Origin of the sequence: Massilia sp. IC2-278 (genome assembly GCF_020708045.1) — a bacterium.
GTDB lineage: Bacteria > Pseudomonadota > Gammaproteobacteria > Burkholderiales > Burkholderiaceae_D > Telluria.
In genome coordinates this window covers 303,023-319,606 of record NZ_JAJFES010000006.1, presented here as the reverse complement: position 1 = coordinate 319,606, position 16,584 = coordinate 303,023, and the positions used below count along the sequence as shown (strand labels likewise).

Sequence of the window (16,584 nt, the reverse complement as noted above, 5' to 3'; positions counted from 1 at the left end):
CTACAATACGCGGCGGTTACATCAGACCTTGGGCTACCAAACGCCTGCCGCCGTCGACGCTGCATACCGTGTGCCTAAATAACTGTCCAGGATATCCGGATCACCTCAGGTCTGACATTCGGACACGGCCTCGGCTGTACCGCCCGGATTCGGGCCGAACGCCTGCCCCCCGCTGTTCAGGCGCCGCCGGCGTAGCCGTTCTGGCGCCAGGCTTCGTACACCACCACGGCGACCGTGTTCGACAGGTTCAGGCTGCGGTTGTCGGGCATCATCGGCAGGCGGATGCGCTGGGCGGGCGGGAAGCTTTCGCGCAGGGCCGGATCCAGGCCGCGCGATTCGGCGCCGAACACGAACACGTCGCCCGGCTTGAAGTCGACTTTCGCAAACGGCGAGGAGCCGTGGGTGGTCATGGCGAACATGCGCGACGGGTCGGCTTGGGTATCGGCCAGGAAGGCGTCCCAGTTCTTGTGCACCTTCATGGTCGCGTAGTCGTGGTAGTCGAGGCCGGCGCGGCGCATCTTGGCGTCGTCGAGCGGGAAGCCGAGCGGTTCGACCAGGTGCAGCTGCACGCCGGTGTTGGCGCACAGGCGGATGACGTTGCCCGTATTCGGCGGGATTTCGGGTTCGACCAGGACGACGTGGAACAAGTGCTTCTCCTTCAATATTAGTGAGGCGGGGTGCGTGCGAATACGAGATTCGACACGCGCGCCGCGCCGGCCCGCTTCAGCGTGGCCGCGATTTCATTCAATGTGTGGCCGCTGGTCATGACGTCGTCGACGACGCCGATGTGGCGGCCCTGTATCTTTCCCAGCGCATCGTTGGCAACCTCGAAAGCGCCATGAATATTGCCTGCGCGTTCGCTCGGCGCCACGCCGGACTGGGCGGCCGTGTCGACGGCACGCACCAGCAGGCGCGGCTGCAAGGGCACGCCGAGCGCTGCGGACAGCGGCCGGGCAATTTCCAGCGCCTGGTTGAAGCCGCGCTCGACCAGGCGGCGCGGCCCCAGCGGCACCGGACACAGCAGCTCGGGCAAGGGCCAGCCGGGCTGGGCCAGCACGGCGTCGACCATGCGCGCCGCGAACCAGGGCGCGAGCGGCAGCTGGGCGCCGAACTTCAGGCGCAGCACCAGGGAATCGAGCGGCGCGGCGTAATCGGCGGCGGCCAGCGTGGCGTCGAACGCCGGCGCCGCGGCGATGCAGCCGGCGCAGCGCTGGCCGGCCACTTCATGGGCGCCGAGCGGATTGGCGCAGCAGGGGCAGCGCGCGCCGCCCGGGGCCGCATGGTCCCGCTGGCAGGGCAGGCAGACGACGGCGCCGGCGGTTTCGCCGCACAGCGCGCAGGAACAGGGCAGCAGCGCATTCATCAACGCATGCGGCCAGCGGTAGCTCCACAGTCGCAGGCGCCCGGTCATCGGCTCGACTCCCTACAAACATGTACACTCCCGCCATTATCTCATTTGAACGCAATAGAACCATGGCATCTCCCCAATCACCGTCGAAAATGAGCGCGCCGATCGACCAGGAACGCGTGCGCGCCCTGTTCGCCGATCCAGCCCGTGTGGCGCCGGCCGACTTCCTGCGCCGCGAGATCGCCAGCCGCATGCACGAGCGCCTGTCGCTGGTGAAGATCGTGCCCCAGCGCGTGCTCGACGCCGGCTGCGGCACGGGGCCGGACCTGGCCGTGCTGCAGAAAACCTACCCGGCTGCCCACATCGTCGGGCTCGATGCCGTACCCGGCATGCTGGCGCAGGCCGGTACGCCCGCGCCGGCGCCGCGTTCGCTCGGCTCCATGCTCAGCCGCTTGATGCCGGCCAAGACCGGCGTCGACCTCGTTTGCGGCGACTTCGGCACCCTGCCGTTCGGCCCGAACTCGCTCGACCTGGTGTGGTCGAACCTGGCGCTGCACTGGCACCCCCAGCCCGACCGCGTGTTCGCCGAGTGGCGCCGCGTGCTGCGGGTCGAGGGCTTGCTGATGTTCTCCAACTTCGGGCCGGATACGTTCAAGGAACTGCGCACGGCATTTGCCGCGATCGACGAAACGCCGCACACGCTGCCCTTCGTGGACATGCACGACTTCGGCGACCAGCTGGTGGAAGCCGGCTTCTCGACGCCGGTGATGGATGTCGAGCGCATCACCGTGACCTATGGGACGGCTGCGGCGCTGCTGGCGGATGTGCGGGCGATCGGCGGCAATCCGCTGGCAACGCGGCGGCGCGGGCTGGTCGGCCGCAAGGCCTGGGATCGCATGCTGGCGGCGCTCGAGGCGCAGCGCGGGGCGGACGGCAAGATTCCGCTCAGCTTCGAGGTGATCTATGGGCATGCCTTCCGGCCGGTGCCGAAGACCACGGCGGCGGGGGAGGCGATCATCCAGTTCCGGCCGCGCAAGCCGTGACGCCGCTGATGCGCGCACGCGTCACATGCATGCGGCATGGCAAGGATTTTCCTTGAATAAAAATTAGCGATTTGAGTATAATCAATAACTATTTTTTCGCCCCAAGCCCTGTATTCGCTGAAAAACCAGGCAGAAAGGCGCTGAAAATAGAACAATAAAAAGCAGCATCAGCAAGTTCCGCGCCCCACAGTGTGTTTTGCTTTGCTGGTGGCCGCGGTACGGTTATCGTACTAGCGCGTCCACAGAATCGCGTGCCGTCCGGGAGCCACTTGCTGCGCAAGGTTTCGGAGCGGCGGCGGTTCGTTCATGGAATTGCTGACCGTTTAAAAATATTCTTATTTTGGGTGGTTGGGGACAATTCATGACATATGCAAAGCGACTTCACGCCTTGATGCTCGGTCTCGCCGTATCGGCCTGCATCCCGGCGCTGGCAGCCCAGGAAATAACAGGGCGGCCGGTAGAACACCAGTTGAACATGCAAACGCCCGTGACTGGTGTCGGTGCGGATATCTACAGCTTGCACAACTGGATGATGATCGTCTGCCTGGTCATCTTCCTCGGCGTCTTCGGCGTCATGTTCTATTCGGTGTTCAAGCACCGCAAGGACCTCGGCCACAAACCCGCCACCTTCCATGAATCGACCACCGTCGAAATCGCCTGGACCATCGTTCCCTTCCTGATCGTCATCGGCATGGCCCTGCCCGCCACCAAGACCGTCATCGCCCTGAAGGACACTTCGAACGCCGACATCACCATCAAGGCCACCGGCATGCAGTGGAAATGGGGCTACGACTACCTGAACGGCGAGGGCGCGGGCATCAGCTTCCTGTCGAACCTGTCCACCCCGCGCAGCCAGATCGGCGAGCCCGGCGTGGCCCCCACCGCGGCGCGCGGCGAAAACTATCTGCTCGAAGTCGACAACGAAATGGTGGTCCCGGTCGGCAAGAAGATCCGCATGGTCTTCACCGCCAACGACGTCATCCACGCCTGGACCATTCCGGCATTCGCCATCAAGCAGGATGCGATTCCCGGTTTCGTGCGCGACGGCTGGTTCAAGGCCGACCAGGTCGGCGTCTACCGCGGCAACTGCGTCGAGCTGTGCGGCAAGGACCACGCCTTCATGCCGATCGTGGTGCGCGTTGTCTCGGCCGAGGATTACACCAAATGGGTCGCCGGCGAACAGAAACGCATGGCCGCGCTGGCCGACGATCCGACCAAGGTCTGGACCATCGACGAACTGAAGACCAAGGGCGAAGCCGTGTACGCCGCCAACTGCGTCGCCTGCCACCAGGTCAACGGCAAGGGCTTGCCGAACACCTTTGCGCCGCTCGACGGTTCGGCGGTCGTGAACGGCGCCAGGGGCCACCAGATCGACGTGCTGCTGCACGGCCAGGACACCCCGGCCTACCCGGGCGCCATGCCGCCGTGGCCGCAGCTGTCGGACACCGACATCGCCGCCGTCATCACCTATACCCGTAACAACTGGTCGAACAAGGCCGCGGAAAACATCGTTCAACCGGCCGAGGTTCTGGCTGCACGTAGCAAGCAATAAGTTTCCCAGGATACTGACATGACTACCAGCACTCTCGACCACGTCCACGACGACCACCACGGCCACGACCACGCCCACGACCACCCGCACGGCCTGCGGCGCTGGCTGTTCGCCACCAACCACAAGGACATCGGCACGCTCTATCTCTGGTTCTCGTTCGTCATGCTGCTCTCGGGCGGCGTGCTGGCGCTGATGATCCGCACCGAGCTGTTCCAGCCCGGCCTGCAGTTCTTCCGCCCCGAGTTCTTCAACCAATTGACCACCATGCACGGCCTGGTGATGGTGTTCGGCGCGATCATGCCGGCATTCGTCGGCTTCGCCAACTGGATGATCCCGCTGCAGGTGGGGGCGTCGGACATGGCGTTTGCGCGCATGAACAACTTCTCGTTCTGGCTGCTGCCGCCGGCGGCGATCCTGCTGGCCGGCTCCTTCCTGGCGCCGGGCGGCGCGACTGCCGCCGGCTGGACCCTGTATGCGCCGCTATCGACGCAGATGGGCCCGGGCATGGACATGGCGATCTTCGCCATGCACATCATGGGCGCCTCGTCGATCATGGGCTCGATCAACATCATCGTCACCATCCTCAACATGCGCGCGCCCGGCATGACGCTGATGAAGATGCCGATGTTCTGCTGGACCTGGCTGATCACCGCCTTCCTGCTGATCGCCGTGATGCCTGTGCTCGCCGGCGCGATCACCATGACCCTGACCGACCGCCACTTCGGCACCTCGTTCTTCAACGCGGCCGGCGGCGGCGACCCGGTGATGTACCAGCACATCTTCTGGTTCTTCGGCCACCCCGAGGTCTACATCATGATTCTGCCGGCCTTTGGCATCGTGTCGCAGATCATCCCGGCATTCGCGCGCAAACCACTGTTCGGCTATGCCTCTATGGTCTACGCCACCGCCTCGATCGCGGTGCTGTCGTTCATCGTCTGGGCCCACCACATGTTCACCACCGGCATGCCGGTGACCTCGCAGCTGTTCTTCATGTACGCCACCATGCTGATCGCGGTGCCGACCGGCGTGAAGGTGTTCAACTGGGTGGCTACCATGTGGCGCGGCTCGATGACCTTCGAGACCCCGATGCTGTTCGCGGTCGGCTTCATCTTCGTCTTCACCATGGGCGGCTTCACCGGCCTGATCCTGGCCGTGACCCCGATCGACATCCAGGTGCACGACACGTATTACGTGGTGGCCCACTTCCACTATGTGCTGGTGGCCGGTTCGCTGTTCGCGCTGTTCGCCGGCTTCTATTACTGGGCGCCGAAGTGGACCGGCCACATGTATCCGGAAGGCCGCGGCAAGATGCACTTCTGGCTGTCGCTGGTCACCTTCAACATCACCTTCTTCCCGATGCACTTCCTGGGCCTGGCCGGCATGCCGCGCCGCTACGCCGACTACAACGGCGTGTTCACCGACTGGAACATGCTGGTGTCGATCGGCGCCTTCGGTTTCGGCCTGTCGCAGGTGTACTTCCTGTTCGCCGTCGTGCTGCCGACCATCCGTGGCGGCGCGAAAGCGGAAGCGAAACCATGGGAAGGCGCCGAGGGCCTGGAGTGGACCGTGCCGAGCCCGGCGCCGTTCCACACCTTCGAAAACCCGCCGCTGGTGAAATGATGAATGCCCAACGCAAGCCGCCGCAGAAGGGGAACCTGCGCATTGCCCTTATTTTGGGAGCGATCGCCTTGTTCTTCTTCGCCTCGGTGATCCTCAAGCGGCTCTGGCTGTAAGCCCATGGCCTACGACGAAAGCACGCGCCTGCGCCTGAACCGCTCCACCTTCAAGAAACTGGTGGTGGTGGCGGTGGTGATGTTCGGCTTCGGCTATGCGCTGATTCCGGTGTACCGCCAGATCTGCGAGGTGCTGGGCGTGAACGTGCTGACGCAGAAGGACGGCACGGTCGAGCGCCCGGCGAACACGCAGGTGGACCTGACGCGCACGGTCACCATCGAGCTCGACGGCAATGCCCAGGGGCCGTGGCGCTTCCGCCCGACCCAGCGCAGCATCCAGGTGCATCCGGGCGAGCTGGCCACCGTCACTTATGAGGTGGTGAACACGCAGGGCAGGGCGGTCAAGGCGCAGGCGATTCCGAGTTATGCGCCGCAATCGGCCACGCCGCATTTCAAGAAAGTCGAGTGCTTCTGCTTCCGCGAGCAGATGATGCAGCCAAACGAGGCGCGCCAGATGCCGGTGGTATTCTTCATCGACCCGGCGCTGCCGAAGGAAGTGAAGAACATCACGCTGTCGTACACCTTCTTTGAAATCGCCGGGGCGGTGGCGGCGAAATGACGCAGGTGCCAGGCGAGCCACGCAAGTCTTCGTTCGCGGCCTCGATGAAGGCGGTGTTCTGGTCCTTCTTCGGGGTGCGCAAGCGCCGCGACTACGAGCACGACGCGGCCAACCTGAATCCCTTCCACGTGATTCTGGCGGCGCTGATCGGGGTGGCGATCTTCATCGGGGTGCTGGTCATGGTGGTGCGGTTCGCGGTATCGCAGTAAACGGCAATAACAGGTACAACGTTTTTCAAGCTTCGCAATTCAACGTATTAGAAGAATGATTTAGGAGATGAAGATGAGTGTGTCAAAAACCGCGCCGCACTATTTCGTGCCCGGCCCTTCGATGTGGCCGATGGCCGGCGGCATTTCGATGCTGGTGACCATGGCCGGCGCTTCGGGCTGGGTCAACAGCGCCGCCTGGGGGCCGGCGGTCTGCCTGGCCGGCATCGTGGCCATGCTGACCGTGCTGTATTTCTGGTTCGGCGACGCCATCGGCGAGTCGGAAAGTGGCCAGTACAGCAAGCGCATCGACTCGTCCTACCGCTGGTCGATGAGCTGGTTTATCTTCTCCGAGGTCATGTTCTTTGCCGCCTTCTTCGGCGCGCTGTTCTATGCCCGCGTGATCTCCATGCCCTGGCTGGCCGACCTCGACCACAAGATCCTGTGGCCCGACTTTGCCGCCCACTGGGGCAACATCGGCCCGGCCGGCACGGTGGACACCTTCAACACCATGGGGCCGTTCCCCATCCCGACGATCAACACCGCGCTGCTGCTGCTGTCGGGCGTGACGCTGACGATTTCGCACCACGCGCTGCGCGCCGGCCACCGCCGCAATACGGCCGTGTTCCTGTTCGCCACCATCCTGCTGGGTGCGATCTTCATGGGCTTCCAGGCCTACGAATACATCCACGCCTACCAGGAACTGAACCTCAAGCTGACCTCGGGCATCTACGGCTCGACCTTCTTCATGCTCACCGGTTTCCACGGCTTCCACGTGACCATGGGCGCGATCATGCTGTCGGTGGTGCTGTACCGCGTGCTGCGCGGGCACTTTACTTCCGATAACCACTTCGGTTTCGAAGGCGCGGCCTGGTACTGGCACTTCGTCGACGTGGTGTGGCTGGGCCTGTACGTTGTCGTGTACTGGCTGTAAGGCTGGCTAGTTCAAGCTGATATCGGGGACAGTCGCCTTGGCGCGGCTGTCCCCGTTTTGTTTGTGGATCAGCGGATGCCGGTCGGGGCGATCCAGCCCATCTTGTAGGAGCCGAGCAGGATCAGGAAGAGGGTGATCGACAGGCCGACCCGCATCGCCAGCGCCTGCACCGTGCGGTTGCTGCGGCCCTTGTCCTTCATGAGGAAGAACAGCGCCGAGCCGAGGCTGGCGATGATCAGGATGAAGGCGATGGCAACGAAGATTTTCATGGTCGGCACGCAGGATCGGGAAGGAATTCATTGTAATGCGTTTAAGGTTCAGGTTTCGGGGGATTCCGTTGTTGGCGACCGTTGTTGTCGTGGCTATCGGGATCGCGTTGGGGAATTGGCAGACGAGGCGGGCGGAAGAGAAGATTGCGGTGGCGGCGCAGTTGCGTGAACGTGGGATGCAGGCACCCATTATTTTGGGAGCCGGTGGTGGTGCGCAACAGGACGACCGCGTGGGCACAAGTGCCTTGCGCGGCCCGGCCCACCCTACGGAATATCGCCGTATCAGGGTTACCGGCGAGTTCGTACCAACATGGCCGGTTTTCCTCGACAACCGGCCGCATGCGGGCAGGGCCGGGTTTTATCTGGCGATGCCGTTTAAAATAGCGGGTTCGGACCGCAACGTGCTGGTGCTGCGCGGGTGGTTGCCGCGCGATCCGCGCGAGTATGGGCGCGTGCCCGACTATGCCACGCCGGCCGGGACGACCACGGTGGAAGGGATCGTGGTTGCCGGGGCGGGGCACGTGATGCAGCTGGGGACGGCGGCGCCCGTGAAACCGGGCGCGATCGTCCAGAACCTGGAAGTGAGCGATATGGCGCGCGCCAGCGGGCTGCGCCTGGAGCCCTTCCTTGTCCAGCAGACCGGGCCGCAGGCGGCGGGCGACCCCATCGTGCGCGACTGGCCGGCGCCGGATACCGGCATAGCCAAGCACCGCGGCTATGCCGTCCAGTGGTATGCGCTGGCGGCAATGGCGGCCTTATTTTTTGTGATCACAGGATTTCGCAGTGGAAGAAAACAAGTTGAGTAAGCCGGTGCGCGAAGACGCCACCGTGCGCCAACGCCGCAGCGGCCGTTGGAAATTGTTTGCCGTGCTGCTGGTCTGCGCCGCACCGCTGATGGCTTCTTACCTGAGCTATTACGTGATCAAGCCGGAAGGGCGCACCAACTACGGCACCCTGATCGACCAGCGCACCCACCCGATGCCGAAGCTGAGCAGCACCACGCTCGACGGCCGCCCGGAAACGCTGGAAAACTACGCCGGCAAATGGATCATGGTGAAGGTCGGCGGCGGCGCCTGCGACAAGGCGTGCCAAAACCAGATCTATGCGATGCGCCAGCTGCGCACCATGCAGGGCAAGAACATGGACCGCGTCGAGCGCGTCTGGCTGGTCACCGACCAGCAACCCATCGACACCATGCTGATCCGCATGTACGACGACATGCACATCCTGCGCGTGAAACCGGAAGAACTCGGCAAATGGCTGCCGCTGGACCAGGGCGGCAAAGTCGAGGACCACATCTTCCTGGTCGACCCGCGCAGCAACCTCATGATGCGTTTCCCGAAGAACCCCGAGCCGGCGCGCGTCCACAAGGACATCGCCAAGCTGCTACGCGCCTCGGCCATCGGCTAGAAAGAAGTATGCACCCGTCTACCCTGTTCCAGTTGGCCCTGATGGGCCTGTTCGTTGCCAGTATTCCGCTCACCATGGTCTGGCTGTCGTCCGACGCCAACAAGTACCGCAAGCTCGTGTGGGTGATGGCCTTCCTCACCTTCGACCTGATCGTGTTCGGCGGCTTTACCCGCCTGACCGATTCCGGCCTGGGCTGCCCGGACTGGCCGGGCTGCTATGGCGCCGCGAATCCCTTCATCGCCCACGAACAGATCGCCGCCGCCGAGGCGCTGATGCCGACCGGTCCGGTCACGAAAGTGAAAGCCTGGATCGAAATGATCCACCGCTACTTGGCGATGGGCATCGGCGTGCTGATCATGGCGCTGATGTTCCAGGCCATCCGCCAGTGGCGCAAGACGAAGCAGGACGCCTTCAAGCCGGCCATGCCGGTGGCGCTGTTCCTGTTCGTCTGCGTGCAGGGCGCGTTTGGCGCCTGGACCGTAACGCTGAAGCTGCAGCCGGTGATCGTCACCATCCACCTGCTGCTGGGCATGGCGCTGCTGGCCATGCTGGTCTGGCTGGGCGGACGCGAGGATTACCTGATGAAGCCGCCGGCCCCGAGCCGCGACATCGCCAGCTTGAAGGGACTGCGCACGCTGGCCTTGGTGGCCGCCGTGGTACTGGTCGTGCAGATCGCACTCGGCGGGTGGGTGAGCACTAACTACGCCACCCTGGCCTGCGACGAGTTCCCCCTGTGCGACGGCAAGTTCATCCCCGAGATGGACTTCGAGCACGGCTTCACGCTGTGGCGCGAACTCGGCAAGACCGCCGCCGGTCACTACCTGCAGTTCTCGGCGCTGGTGGCGATTCACTGGGTGCACCGGAATTTCGCGGTGATCGTGGCCCTCGTGCTCGGCCTGGCCGCCTGGCGCGCGATGCGCCAGCCGCAGCTGCGCAAGACCGGCAAACTGATCGCCGCCATCCTGCTTGCACAATTGTTCACGGGTGTGGCAACGGTGTTCTTTGATTTCCCTCTTGCTATTGCCGTGTTGCATAACGCAGGGGCGGCTCTCCTCGTACTGACGGTGACCATGTTAAACTACAAGGTCAAGTACCTTCTCGAAGTGTCGCAGCGCAGCCCCGCGAATGCGGACGTCCCTGCGAACTCGTATCGATGACCACCTCTACCGCTCTCCAACCGACCAGCCGCATCGCCCAGTACTGGACGCTCACCAAGCCCCGGGTCACCCAGCTCGCCGTTTTCTGCGCCGTGATCGGCATGTTCCTCGCCACCGACGGCTTCCCCGGCTGGCGCATCCTGATCGCCGGCACGATCGGCATCTGGCTGCTGGCCGGCGCCGCCTTTGCCGTGAACTGCCTGATCGAGGCCGAGATCGACGCGCGCATGGCCCGCACCGCACGGCGCGCCACCGCGCGCGGCGAACTCACGCGTAACCAGACCCTGGTGTTTTCCGCCATCATCGGCGGCCTGGGCATGTGGGTGCTGTACGCCTTCGTGAATGCGCTGACGATGTGGCTGACCTTCGTCACCTTCGTCGGCTACGCCGTCATCTACACCATCTACCTGAAGCCGGCCACGCCGCAGAACATCGTCATCGGCGGCCTGTCGGGCGCAATGCCGCCGGCGCTGGGCTGGGCGGCGGTCGCCAACGAAGTGCCGATGCAGGCCTGGCTGCTGGTGTTGATCATCTTCGTGTGGACCCCGCCGCACTTCTGGGCGCTGGCCATGTACCGGCGCGAGGATTACGCGCGCTCGGGCCTGCCGATGCTGCCGATCACCCACGGCATGGCGTATACCGGCCAGCAGGTGTGGCTGTATTCGCTGGCGCTGGCCGCCACGACCCTGCTGCCGTACGCGGTGCGCATGAGCGGCCTGATCTACCTGGTGGCCGCCGTCATCCTGAACGCCGAATTCCTGCGCCATGCCTGGCGCGTGCACAAGCACTATACCGACCAGGTGGCGCGCAAGGCCTTTGCCTACTCGGTGTTGTACCTGTCGCTGCTGTTCGCGGCGCTGCTGGTCGACCATTACTTCAGGTTCTGACGATGAAAAAACTGCTGTCCCTGGCGCTGCTCGCCACCGCGCTGCTCCTTGCCGGCTGCGACAAACTGTCGTCGCCGCCGGCATTCAAGAACACCGACCTTACCGGGCTCGACTACGCCAAGGGTTTCTCGCTGACCGACCACACCGGCCAGCCGCGTACCCTGGCCGACTTCCGCGGCAAGCTGGTGGTGCTGTTCTTCGGCTATACGCAATGCCCGGACGTCTGCCCGACCACGATGGCCGAGATGGCCGCCGTCATGAAGGAACTCGGCCCGTCCTCGAACGACGTGCAGGTGCTGTTCGTGACGCTGGACCCGGAGCGCGATACCCAGGAAGTGCTGGCCCATTACGTGCCGGCCTTTGACAAGCGCTTCATCGGCCTGCGTGGCACGCCGGAGCAGACGGCGGCGACGGCCAAGGAATTCAAGGTCTTCGTGTCCAAGGTTCCCGGCAGCACGCCGGACAATTACACGGTCGACCACACGGCCGGCAGCTACGTGTTCGACAAGGAAGGCCGCATCCGCCTGTTCGTGCGCCATGGCGGCGGCCCGGCGCCGATTGTTCACGATCTGCGCCAACTGCTATGATGTAAAGACAACCCTCGAGCAGGAACGGCATGGAACCACGTTCAGGTAGAAACTACGCCCGCATCGCCACCGTCGTCCTGCTCACGCTGGGCTGTTTGTACGTCCTCAAGCCCTTCCTGCCGGCGATCCTGTTCGCGGCCGCCGTCGTCATTTCCTCCTGGCCCCTGTACCTGCGCCTGCTCACGGCCATGCATGGGCGGCGCACGCCGGCGGCGCTGACCATGACGCTGTCGCTGACCCTGCTGGTCATCATCCCGCTGGCGATCGTCGCCTACAACCTGGCCGACGACGTCGCCACCACCTTCGGCCAGATGCGCAATGCGCTGGAACACGGCGAGCTGCTGCCGCCGGCGTGGATCAGGGAGATTCCTTTTCTTGGCGATACGATCGACGCCTACCTGCGCGAACTCGTGGCCAGCCGCGAGCAGATGCTGGCCCTGGCCCAGCGCATGATCGAGCCGGCGCGCCACTGGCTGCTGGCCGGCGGCCTGATGCTCGGCACCGGCGTCGTGCAGATGAGCCTGGCCGCATTCGTCAGCTTCTTCCTCTACCGCGACGGCAAGTCCCTGATCGCCGTGATCGCCGTCGCGATGGCCAAGGTGATGGGCGAGGGCGCCGAATCGGTGTCCGACACCGTCAGCCAGACCACGCGCGGCGTGATGTACGGCCTGCTGGGCACGGCGCTGGCCCAGGGCCTGGTGGCCGCGATCGGTTTCTTCATCGCCGGGGTGCCGGCGGTGCCGCTGCTGTCGGTGCTGGTGTTCGTGCTGTCGCTGATCCCGGTCGGCCCGCCGATCGTCTGGGGCAGCGCCGCGGTCTGGCTGTTTTCCCAGGGCGAGACGGGCTGGGGCGTGTTCATGGTGATCTGGGGCACGGTCCTGATCAGCGGCGTCGACAACGTGGTGCGGCCGATGCTGATCAGCCGCGGAACCAGCCTGCCTTTCCTGCTCACCCTGCTCGGTGTGCTGGGCGGTGTGATTGCCTTCGGCTTCGTCGGCATGTTCATCGGGCCGGTGCTGCTGGCGGTGGGCTACTCGCTGATGAGCGAGTGGACCGGCACGCGCGATCCAATCGTGCGGGCGAATAACGAGCAGGTGACGGAGTAGGCCGGCGGCCGTGGTCAACCCGGCCGCTTCGGTTCGGCCAGCAGCGCGCGCAGGCGGTCGAAGTCGATCGGCTTGGTGAGGTGGTGGTCGAACCCGGCTTCGAAGGCCAGCTGGCGGTCGCTGGCCTGGCCCCAGCCGGTGGCGGCGATCAGCAGCATGTCTTCGCCGCCGGGCAGCAGGCGGATGCGGCGCGCCAGCTCGTAGCCGGTCAGGTCCGGCAAGCCGATGTCGAGCAGCGCCACCTGCGGCTGGAAGGTTTCCAGCAGGTTCAGCGCGGCGGTCGCCGTGTGCACGGTCTGCGGCGTGCAGCCGCTCATCGACAGGAACATTGCCAGCATCTCGGCGGCGTCGACGTTGTCGTCGACTACCAGCACGCTTGTGGGCGCCACCGTGTCCTGAAGGTTGCCGGCGCTATCGGGCTTGCCCTGGACCGGTGCCAGCGGCAGGCGTACCGTGAAGGTGCTGCCCAGGCCCTCGCCGGCGCTCCAGGCTTCCACGGTGCCGCCGTGCAGGGCGACGATGCCGCGCACCAGGGCCAGGCCGATGCCCAGGCCGCCCTTGGCCCGCTGCAGCGCCGGTTCCAGCTGCGAGAACATGCCGAAGATCGTCCCCAGCGCATGCTCGGGAATGCCGATGCCGTTGTCGCGCACGGCGATCACGGCCTGCTCGTTCTCGACGCGCAGGGTGAGCGAGACGATGCCGCCGTTCGGCGTGTACTTGCAGGCGTTCGTCAGCAGGTTCACCAGCACCTGGCCCAGGCGGGTCGGGTCGGCATCGACCACCACGCCCTGCGCCTCGAGGTGCACGTCGAGGGTGTGCGAGGCCGCGCGCATCATGTTGCCGACGTCGTCCACCGCCGCGTGCACCACGTCGGCCAGCGCCACCGGCTCGCGCCGCAGTTCCATGCGGTTCTGGGTGATGCGCGACACTTCCATCAGGTCGTCGACCAGGTGCGCCATGTGGCGCAGCTGGCGGTCGAACACGTCCAGTAGCTGGTTTTCGCGCGGCGGGCGCGCCGGGCCGAGCTTGAGCACCTCGAGCGCGCTGCGCATCGGCGCCAGCGGGTTGCGCAGTTCGTGCGAGAGCGTGGCCAGGAATTCGTCCTTGCGGCGGTCGGCGTCCGACAGTTCTTCGTTCAGGCTGCGCAGCTGGGCTTCGGCTTCCAGGCGCGCGTCGAGGGCCTGCTCGGCGGTCTTGCGCGCGGCCAGCAGTTCGCGCTCGTAGGAGCGGCGCTCGTTCATGGCCTGCAGCGACCATTCGTCGAAGATGCGGCCGTCCACGGTGCGGCGCCCGATGCTCACCAGCACCGGGACGCGCTGGCCGCCGGCATCGCGGATTTCCATCTGCAGCTGGCCGACCGAGCCCTGCACCTGCAGGATCGGCAGGCAATGGGTCTGGTGGAAGATGCGGGCGCCGACCGGCAGCCGGTCCTGGATCCTCACCTTGTTCACCAGCGCCGCCTGCGAATAGCCCAGCCAGCGGCAGAGGGTGGCATTCACGCGCAGGATCAGGCCGGCGGCGTCGGTGACGAGCAGGCCGCAGGGGGCCTGCTGGTAAAGGGAGGCGTCGTCGGGCAGGCCGCTCAAGCGCGGGCCTCCACGGCGTCGAGGAAGGCGAGGGCGACGCGCGCGCTTTCCTCGGGCGCGCTCATGTGCGGGCAATGGCCGATGTTGCGGATGACCTGCAGCTGGCTGCCCGGCATGTGGCGGTGCATGTAGTCGCCCACTTCGAGCGGGGCCAGGGCGTCGTCGCTGGCCTGCACGATCAGGGTCGGTACGCGCACGCGCGGCAGGTCGGCGCGATGGTCGGCCAGGAAGCCGACGCGGGCGAAGTGGCGCGCGATGTCCGGGTCGTTGCGGCAGAACTTGCTTTCCAGCTCGGCCGTCAGTTGCGGCTGGTCGGGCGCGCCCATGATGACCGGCGCCACGTTGCTCGACCAGCCGAGGTAATTGGCGTCCATGGTCTCGAGCAGCTCGTCGATGTCGTGGCGGGTGAAGCCGCCGCGGTAGTCGTCGTTGCCGATGTAGCAGGGCGAGGGCGACAGCATGATCTGCGCCAGGAAGCGCCCGGGCGCCTGGATACCGGCCAGCATGCCGGTAATGGCGCTGACCGAATGCCCGATGAAGATCACCGGGCCGTCGGCGAACTCGTCCATCACTTCCAGCAAGTCGTCGACATAGCCTTGCAGGGTGCCGTACTTGCTGCGGCTGTAGGCCGAGAGGGCGGAATTGCCGCTGCCGACCAGGTCGAAGGCGACGATGCGGTAGCGTTCTTCAAAGGCGGGCGACAGGAAGCGCCAGACCGCCTGGTCGCAGCCGAAGCCGTGCAGGAAGACCACGGTGGTGGCGCCGCGGCCGGAGACCGTGACGTTGTTGCGCTGGCGGACACTCATGCGTTGCTCGAACTGGGAAATCGCTGACGGGCGGATGGAACGATTATAACGTCAGTTGTGCTCGTCCTCGTCCTCGCCGCGTTCCAGGCGCGGAATGACTTTCACCAGCAGGATGCGCGGACCGTTCGTCTTCTTCACCACCACGTCGAATTTCGGGAATTCGATGCGCTGGCCCTGCTTCGGAATGTCGCCCAGCTTCGCCATCAACAGGCCGCCGACGGATTCGACGTCGTCCAGGCCCATCTCTTCGTTGTCGATGTCGATGCCGAGCAGGCGCTCGAGCGAATAGATCGGCAGGCTGGCCTTGCCGATGTAGGTGCCGTCGGCCTGGGGCAGCCAGTCGTTTTCGTTGAGGCGGAATTCGTCGCGGATCTCGCCGACCATCGCGCCCAGCAGATTGTCGAGCGTGATGAAGCCGACCGGGCGCTTGCCTTTTTCGCCGATCAGGGCGAAGTGCGGGGCGCCGGTGCGGAAGCGGCGGAAGATGTCCTGGGCCGGCGTGCGCGCCGAGATCGTCTCGACCGGGCGCAGGAACTGCGAGAGGTCGGCGATGTCCTTGCCCGACTGCTGGGCGAAGAACAGATCCTTCAGGTGGATCACGCCCAGCACTTCCTCGCCTTCTTCGTCGAAGTAGGGATAGCGCGAGAAGCGGTTGCGGCGCACGGTGTCCAGGTTTTCCTCGATCGACAGGTCTTCGTGCAGGGCGATGACTTCGTTAATCGGGCGCATCAGGTCGGACACGGCCATTTCCGAGAATTCCAGCGACTGCGCCAGGATGTGGCGCTCGTCGTGGGTGAACTTTTCCTTGCCGGTGCTGGTATTCGTGCGCAGGATCAGCTTCAGTTCCTCGGTCGAGTAATGCGTGTCGTGGCTGCCGGCGCCGGACAGGCCGGCCAGGCGCAGCACCATGTTGGCGCTGGCATTGAGCACGAAGATGAAGGGGTACATGGCCCAGTAGAAACCGTAGAGCGGCAGGGCGCACCACAGCGCGACGGACTCGGGAATGCGGATCGCCAGCGATTTCGGCGCCAGTTCGCCGACCACGATGTGCAGGAAGGAGATGACGCTGAAGGCGATGACGAAGGAAATACCGTGGATCAGTTTCTCGGACGTGACGCCGACAAAGGCGAACACGGGTTCGAGCAGGCTGGCAAAGGCCGGTTCGCCGACCCAGCCCAGGCCGAGGGAAGCCAGGGTGATGCCCAGCTGGCAGGCCGACAGGTAGGCGTCGAGCTGGCCGTGGACTTTCGAGAGGATGCTGCCGCGCAGGCCGGTGGTCTTGGCAATTGCCCGTACGCGCGTCTTGCGCAGGGTGACGATGCCGAATTCCGCCGCCACGAAGAAGCCGTTCAGTGCAACGAGAAACAGCGCCAGAACGACAAATAAAATATTTTCCATATA

General features: G+C 64.9%; 19 protein-coding genes. 13 read left to right on the top strand and 6 right to left on the bottom strand.

Annotated features, from left to right (window positions below; all coding sequences use genetic code 11):
* Nucleotides 1–176 precede the first annotated feature (176 nt).
* Nucleotides 177–647 carry a tRNA (uridine(34)/cytosine(34)/5-carboxymethylaminomethyluridine(34)-2'-O)-methyltransferase TrmL gene (trmL, locus tag LK540_RS14725; protein WP_229438043.1) on the bottom strand — a complete coding sequence of 157 codons (471 nt, stop codon included), beginning with the start codon at nucleotides 645–647 and terminating at the stop codon, nucleotides 177–179.
* A 17-nt stretch (nucleotides 648–664) separates the two neighbouring features.
* Complete coding sequence (locus LK540_RS14720; RefSeq protein WP_229438042.1) at nucleotides 665–1,411, bottom strand: ComF family protein; 747 nt, start codon at nucleotides 1,409–1,411, stop codon at nucleotides 665–667.
* A 62-nt stretch (nucleotides 1,412–1,473) separates the two neighbouring features.
* Between LK540_RS14720 and LK540_RS14715 the strand changes: the two genes are divergently transcribed.
* The 7 genes from LK540_RS14715 (at nucleotide 1,474) to LK540_RS14685 (ending at nucleotide 7,375) form a co-directional block, all read left to right on the top strand.
* A complete protein-coding gene (locus LK540_RS14715) occupies nucleotides 1,474–2,391 on the top strand; it encodes a methyltransferase domain-containing protein (RefSeq protein WP_229438041.1) in 918 nt (305 codons plus the stop codon).
* Between the two features lie 361 nt (nucleotides 2,392–2,752).
* Nucleotides 2,753–3,943, top strand: a complete 1,191-nt coding sequence (gene coxB, locus LK540_RS14710) for a cytochrome c oxidase subunit II (RefSeq protein WP_229438040.1) — start codon at nucleotides 2,753–2,755, stop codon at nucleotides 3,941–3,943.
* Nucleotides 3,944–3,961: 18 nt separating this feature from the next.
* Nucleotides 3,962–5,563 (top strand): cytochrome c oxidase subunit I, encoded by a 1,602-nt coding sequence (gene ctaD / locus LK540_RS14705; protein WP_229438039.1) that lies wholly within the window; start codon nucleotides 3,962–3,964, stop codon nucleotides 5,561–5,563.
* Complete coding sequence (locus LK540_RS14700) at nucleotides 5,563–5,676, top strand: cytochrome oxidase small assembly protein (protein ID WP_229438038.1); 114 nt, start codon at nucleotides 5,563–5,565, stop codon at nucleotides 5,674–5,676. Before ctaD ends, LK540_RS14700 begins: the two co-directional genes overlap by 1 nt.
* Nucleotides 5,677–5,680: 4 nt before the next feature.
* Nucleotides 5,681–6,235 carry a cytochrome c oxidase assembly protein gene (locus LK540_RS14695; RefSeq protein WP_229438037.1) on the top strand — a complete coding sequence of 185 codons (555 nt, stop codon included), beginning with the start codon at nucleotides 5,681–5,683 and terminating at the stop codon, nucleotides 6,233–6,235.
* Nucleotides 6,232–6,444 carry a DUF2970 domain-containing protein gene (locus LK540_RS14690; RefSeq protein WP_229438036.1) on the top strand — a complete coding sequence of 71 codons (213 nt, stop codon included), beginning with the start codon at nucleotides 6,232–6,234 and terminating at the stop codon, nucleotides 6,442–6,444. The genes LK540_RS14695 and LK540_RS14690 overlap by 4 nt, the downstream gene beginning before the upstream one ends.
* A gap of 73 nt (nucleotides 6,445–6,517) precedes the next feature.
* Nucleotides 6,518–7,375, top strand: coding sequence for a cytochrome c oxidase subunit 3 (locus LK540_RS14685; RefSeq protein ID WP_229438035.1), 858 nt, complete (start codon nucleotides 6,518–6,520; stop codon nucleotides 7,373–7,375).
* Nucleotides 7,376–7,443: 68 nt separating this feature from the next.
* Here the strand turns inward: LK540_RS14685 and LK540_RS14680 are convergent, their stop codons facing one another.
* Nucleotides 7,444–7,644, bottom strand: a complete 201-nt coding sequence (locus LK540_RS14680) for a twin transmembrane helix small protein (protein ID WP_229438034.1) — start codon at nucleotides 7,642–7,644, stop codon at nucleotides 7,444–7,446.
* Nucleotides 7,645–7,679: 35 nt separating this feature from the next.
* Here LK540_RS14680 and LK540_RS14675 point away from each other — a divergent pair, with 35 nt between their 5' ends.
* The 6 genes from LK540_RS14675 to LK540_RS14650 are packed head-to-tail and all read left to right on the top strand — an operon-like array spanning nucleotide 7,680 to nucleotide 12,791.
* Nucleotides 7,680–8,450 carry an SURF1 family protein gene (locus LK540_RS14675; RefSeq protein WP_229438033.1) on the top strand — a complete coding sequence of 257 codons (771 nt, stop codon included), beginning with the start codon at nucleotides 7,680–7,682 and terminating at the stop codon, nucleotides 8,448–8,450.
* Nucleotides 8,428–9,054, top strand: coding sequence for a cytochrome C oxidase subunit I (locus LK540_RS14670; protein ID WP_229438032.1), 627 nt, complete (start codon nucleotides 8,428–8,430; stop codon nucleotides 9,052–9,054). Before LK540_RS14675 ends, LK540_RS14670 begins: the two co-directional genes overlap by 23 nt.
* 8 nt (nucleotides 9,055–9,062) lie before the next feature.
* Nucleotides 9,063–10,211 (top strand): heme A synthase, encoded by a 1,149-nt coding sequence (locus LK540_RS14665; protein ID WP_229438031.1) that lies wholly within the window; start codon nucleotides 9,063–9,065, stop codon nucleotides 10,209–10,211.
* A complete protein-coding gene (gene cyoE / locus LK540_RS14660; protein WP_229438030.1) occupies nucleotides 10,208–11,098 on the top strand; it encodes a heme o synthase in 891 nt (296 codons plus the stop codon). Before LK540_RS14665 ends, cyoE begins: the two co-directional genes overlap by 4 nt.
* Nucleotides 11,099–11,100: 2 nt before the next feature.
* Nucleotides 11,101–11,685 (top strand): SCO family protein, encoded by a 585-nt coding sequence (locus LK540_RS14655; protein ID WP_229438029.1) that lies wholly within the window; start codon nucleotides 11,101–11,103, stop codon nucleotides 11,683–11,685.
* Between the two features lie 29 nt (nucleotides 11,686–11,714).
* Nucleotides 11,715–12,791 (top strand): AI-2E family transporter, encoded by a 1,077-nt coding sequence (locus LK540_RS14650; RefSeq protein ID WP_229438028.1) that lies wholly within the window; start codon nucleotides 11,715–11,717, stop codon nucleotides 12,789–12,791.
* Between the two features lie 14 nt (nucleotides 12,792–12,805).
* On the opposite strand, the gene LK540_RS14645 is transcribed toward LK540_RS14650, so the two are convergent.
* The 3 genes from LK540_RS14645 to LK540_RS14635 are packed head-to-tail and all read right to left on the bottom strand — an operon-like array spanning nucleotide 12,806 to nucleotide 16,581.
* On the bottom strand, nucleotides 12,806–14,377 hold the full coding sequence (locus LK540_RS14645) for an ATP-binding protein (protein ID WP_229438027.1): 1,572 nt from the start codon (nucleotides 14,375–14,377) through the stop codon (nucleotides 12,806–12,808).
* Nucleotides 14,374–15,183: an alpha/beta fold hydrolase gene (locus LK540_RS14640; protein ID WP_229438026.1), complete on the bottom strand. Its 810-nt coding sequence runs from the start codon at nucleotides 15,181–15,183 to the stop codon at nucleotides 14,374–14,376. The genes LK540_RS14645 and LK540_RS14640 overlap by 4 nt, the downstream gene beginning before the upstream one ends.
* Nucleotides 15,184–15,234: 51 nt before the next feature.
* Complete coding sequence (locus tag LK540_RS14635; RefSeq protein WP_229438025.1) at nucleotides 15,235–16,581, bottom strand: hemolysin family protein; 1,347 nt, start codon at nucleotides 16,579–16,581, stop codon at nucleotides 15,235–15,237.
* Nucleotides 16,582–16,584 lie beyond the last annotated feature (3 nt).

Coding starts and splice junctions, on each gene's coding strand:
- LK540_RS14665 (WP_229438031.1), top strand. CDS start 9,063: ATGCACCCGTCTACCCTGTTCCAGTTGGCCCTGATGGGCCTGTTCGTT.
- LK540_RS14720 (WP_229438042.1), bottom strand. CDS start 1,411: ATGACCGGGCGCCTGCGACTGTGGAGCTACCGCTGGCCGCATGCGTTG.
- LK540_RS14695 (WP_229438037.1), top strand. CDS start 5,681: ATGGCCTACGACGAAAGCACGCGCCTGCGCCTGAACCGCTCCACCTTC.
- LK540_RS14635 (WP_229438025.1), bottom strand. CDS start 16,581: ATGGAAAATATTTTATTTGTCGTTCTGGCGCTGTTTCTCGTTGCACTG.
- LK540_RS14690 (WP_229438036.1), top strand. CDS start 6,232: ATGACGCAGGTGCCAGGCGAGCCACGCAAGTCTTCGTTCGCGGCCTCG.
- LK540_RS14685 (WP_229438035.1), top strand. CDS start 6,518: ATGAGTGTGTCAAAAACCGCGCCGCACTATTTCGTGCCCGGCCCTTCG.
- cyoE (WP_229438030.1), top strand. CDS start 10,208: ATGACCACCTCTACCGCTCTCCAACCGACCAGCCGCATCGCCCAGTAC.
- ctaD (WP_229438039.1), top strand. CDS start 3,962: ATGACTACCAGCACTCTCGACCACGTCCACGACGACCACCACGGCCAC.
- LK540_RS14675 (WP_229438033.1), top strand. CDS start 7,680: ATGCGTTTAAGGTTCAGGTTTCGGGGGATTCCGTTGTTGGCGACCGTT.
- LK540_RS14650 (WP_229438028.1), top strand. CDS start 11,715: ATGGAACCACGTTCAGGTAGAAACTACGCCCGCATCGCCACCGTCGTC.
- LK540_RS14655 (WP_229438029.1), top strand. CDS start 11,101: ATGAAAAAACTGCTGTCCCTGGCGCTGCTCGCCACCGCGCTGCTCCTT.
- LK540_RS14700 (WP_229438038.1), top strand. CDS start 5,563: ATGAATGCCCAACGCAAGCCGCCGCAGAAGGGGAACCTGCGCATTGCC.
- coxB (WP_229438040.1), top strand. CDS start 2,753: ATGACATATGCAAAGCGACTTCACGCCTTGATGCTCGGTCTCGCCGTA.
- LK540_RS14640 (WP_229438026.1), bottom strand. CDS start 15,183: ATGAGTGTCCGCCAGCGCAACAACGTCACGGTCTCCGGCCGCGGCGCC.
- LK540_RS14715 (WP_229438041.1), top strand. CDS start 1,474: ATGGCATCTCCCCAATCACCGTCGAAAATGAGCGCGCCGATCGACCAG.
- LK540_RS14680 (WP_229438034.1), bottom strand. CDS start 7,644: ATGAAAATCTTCGTTGCCATCGCCTTCATCCTGATCATCGCCAGCCTC.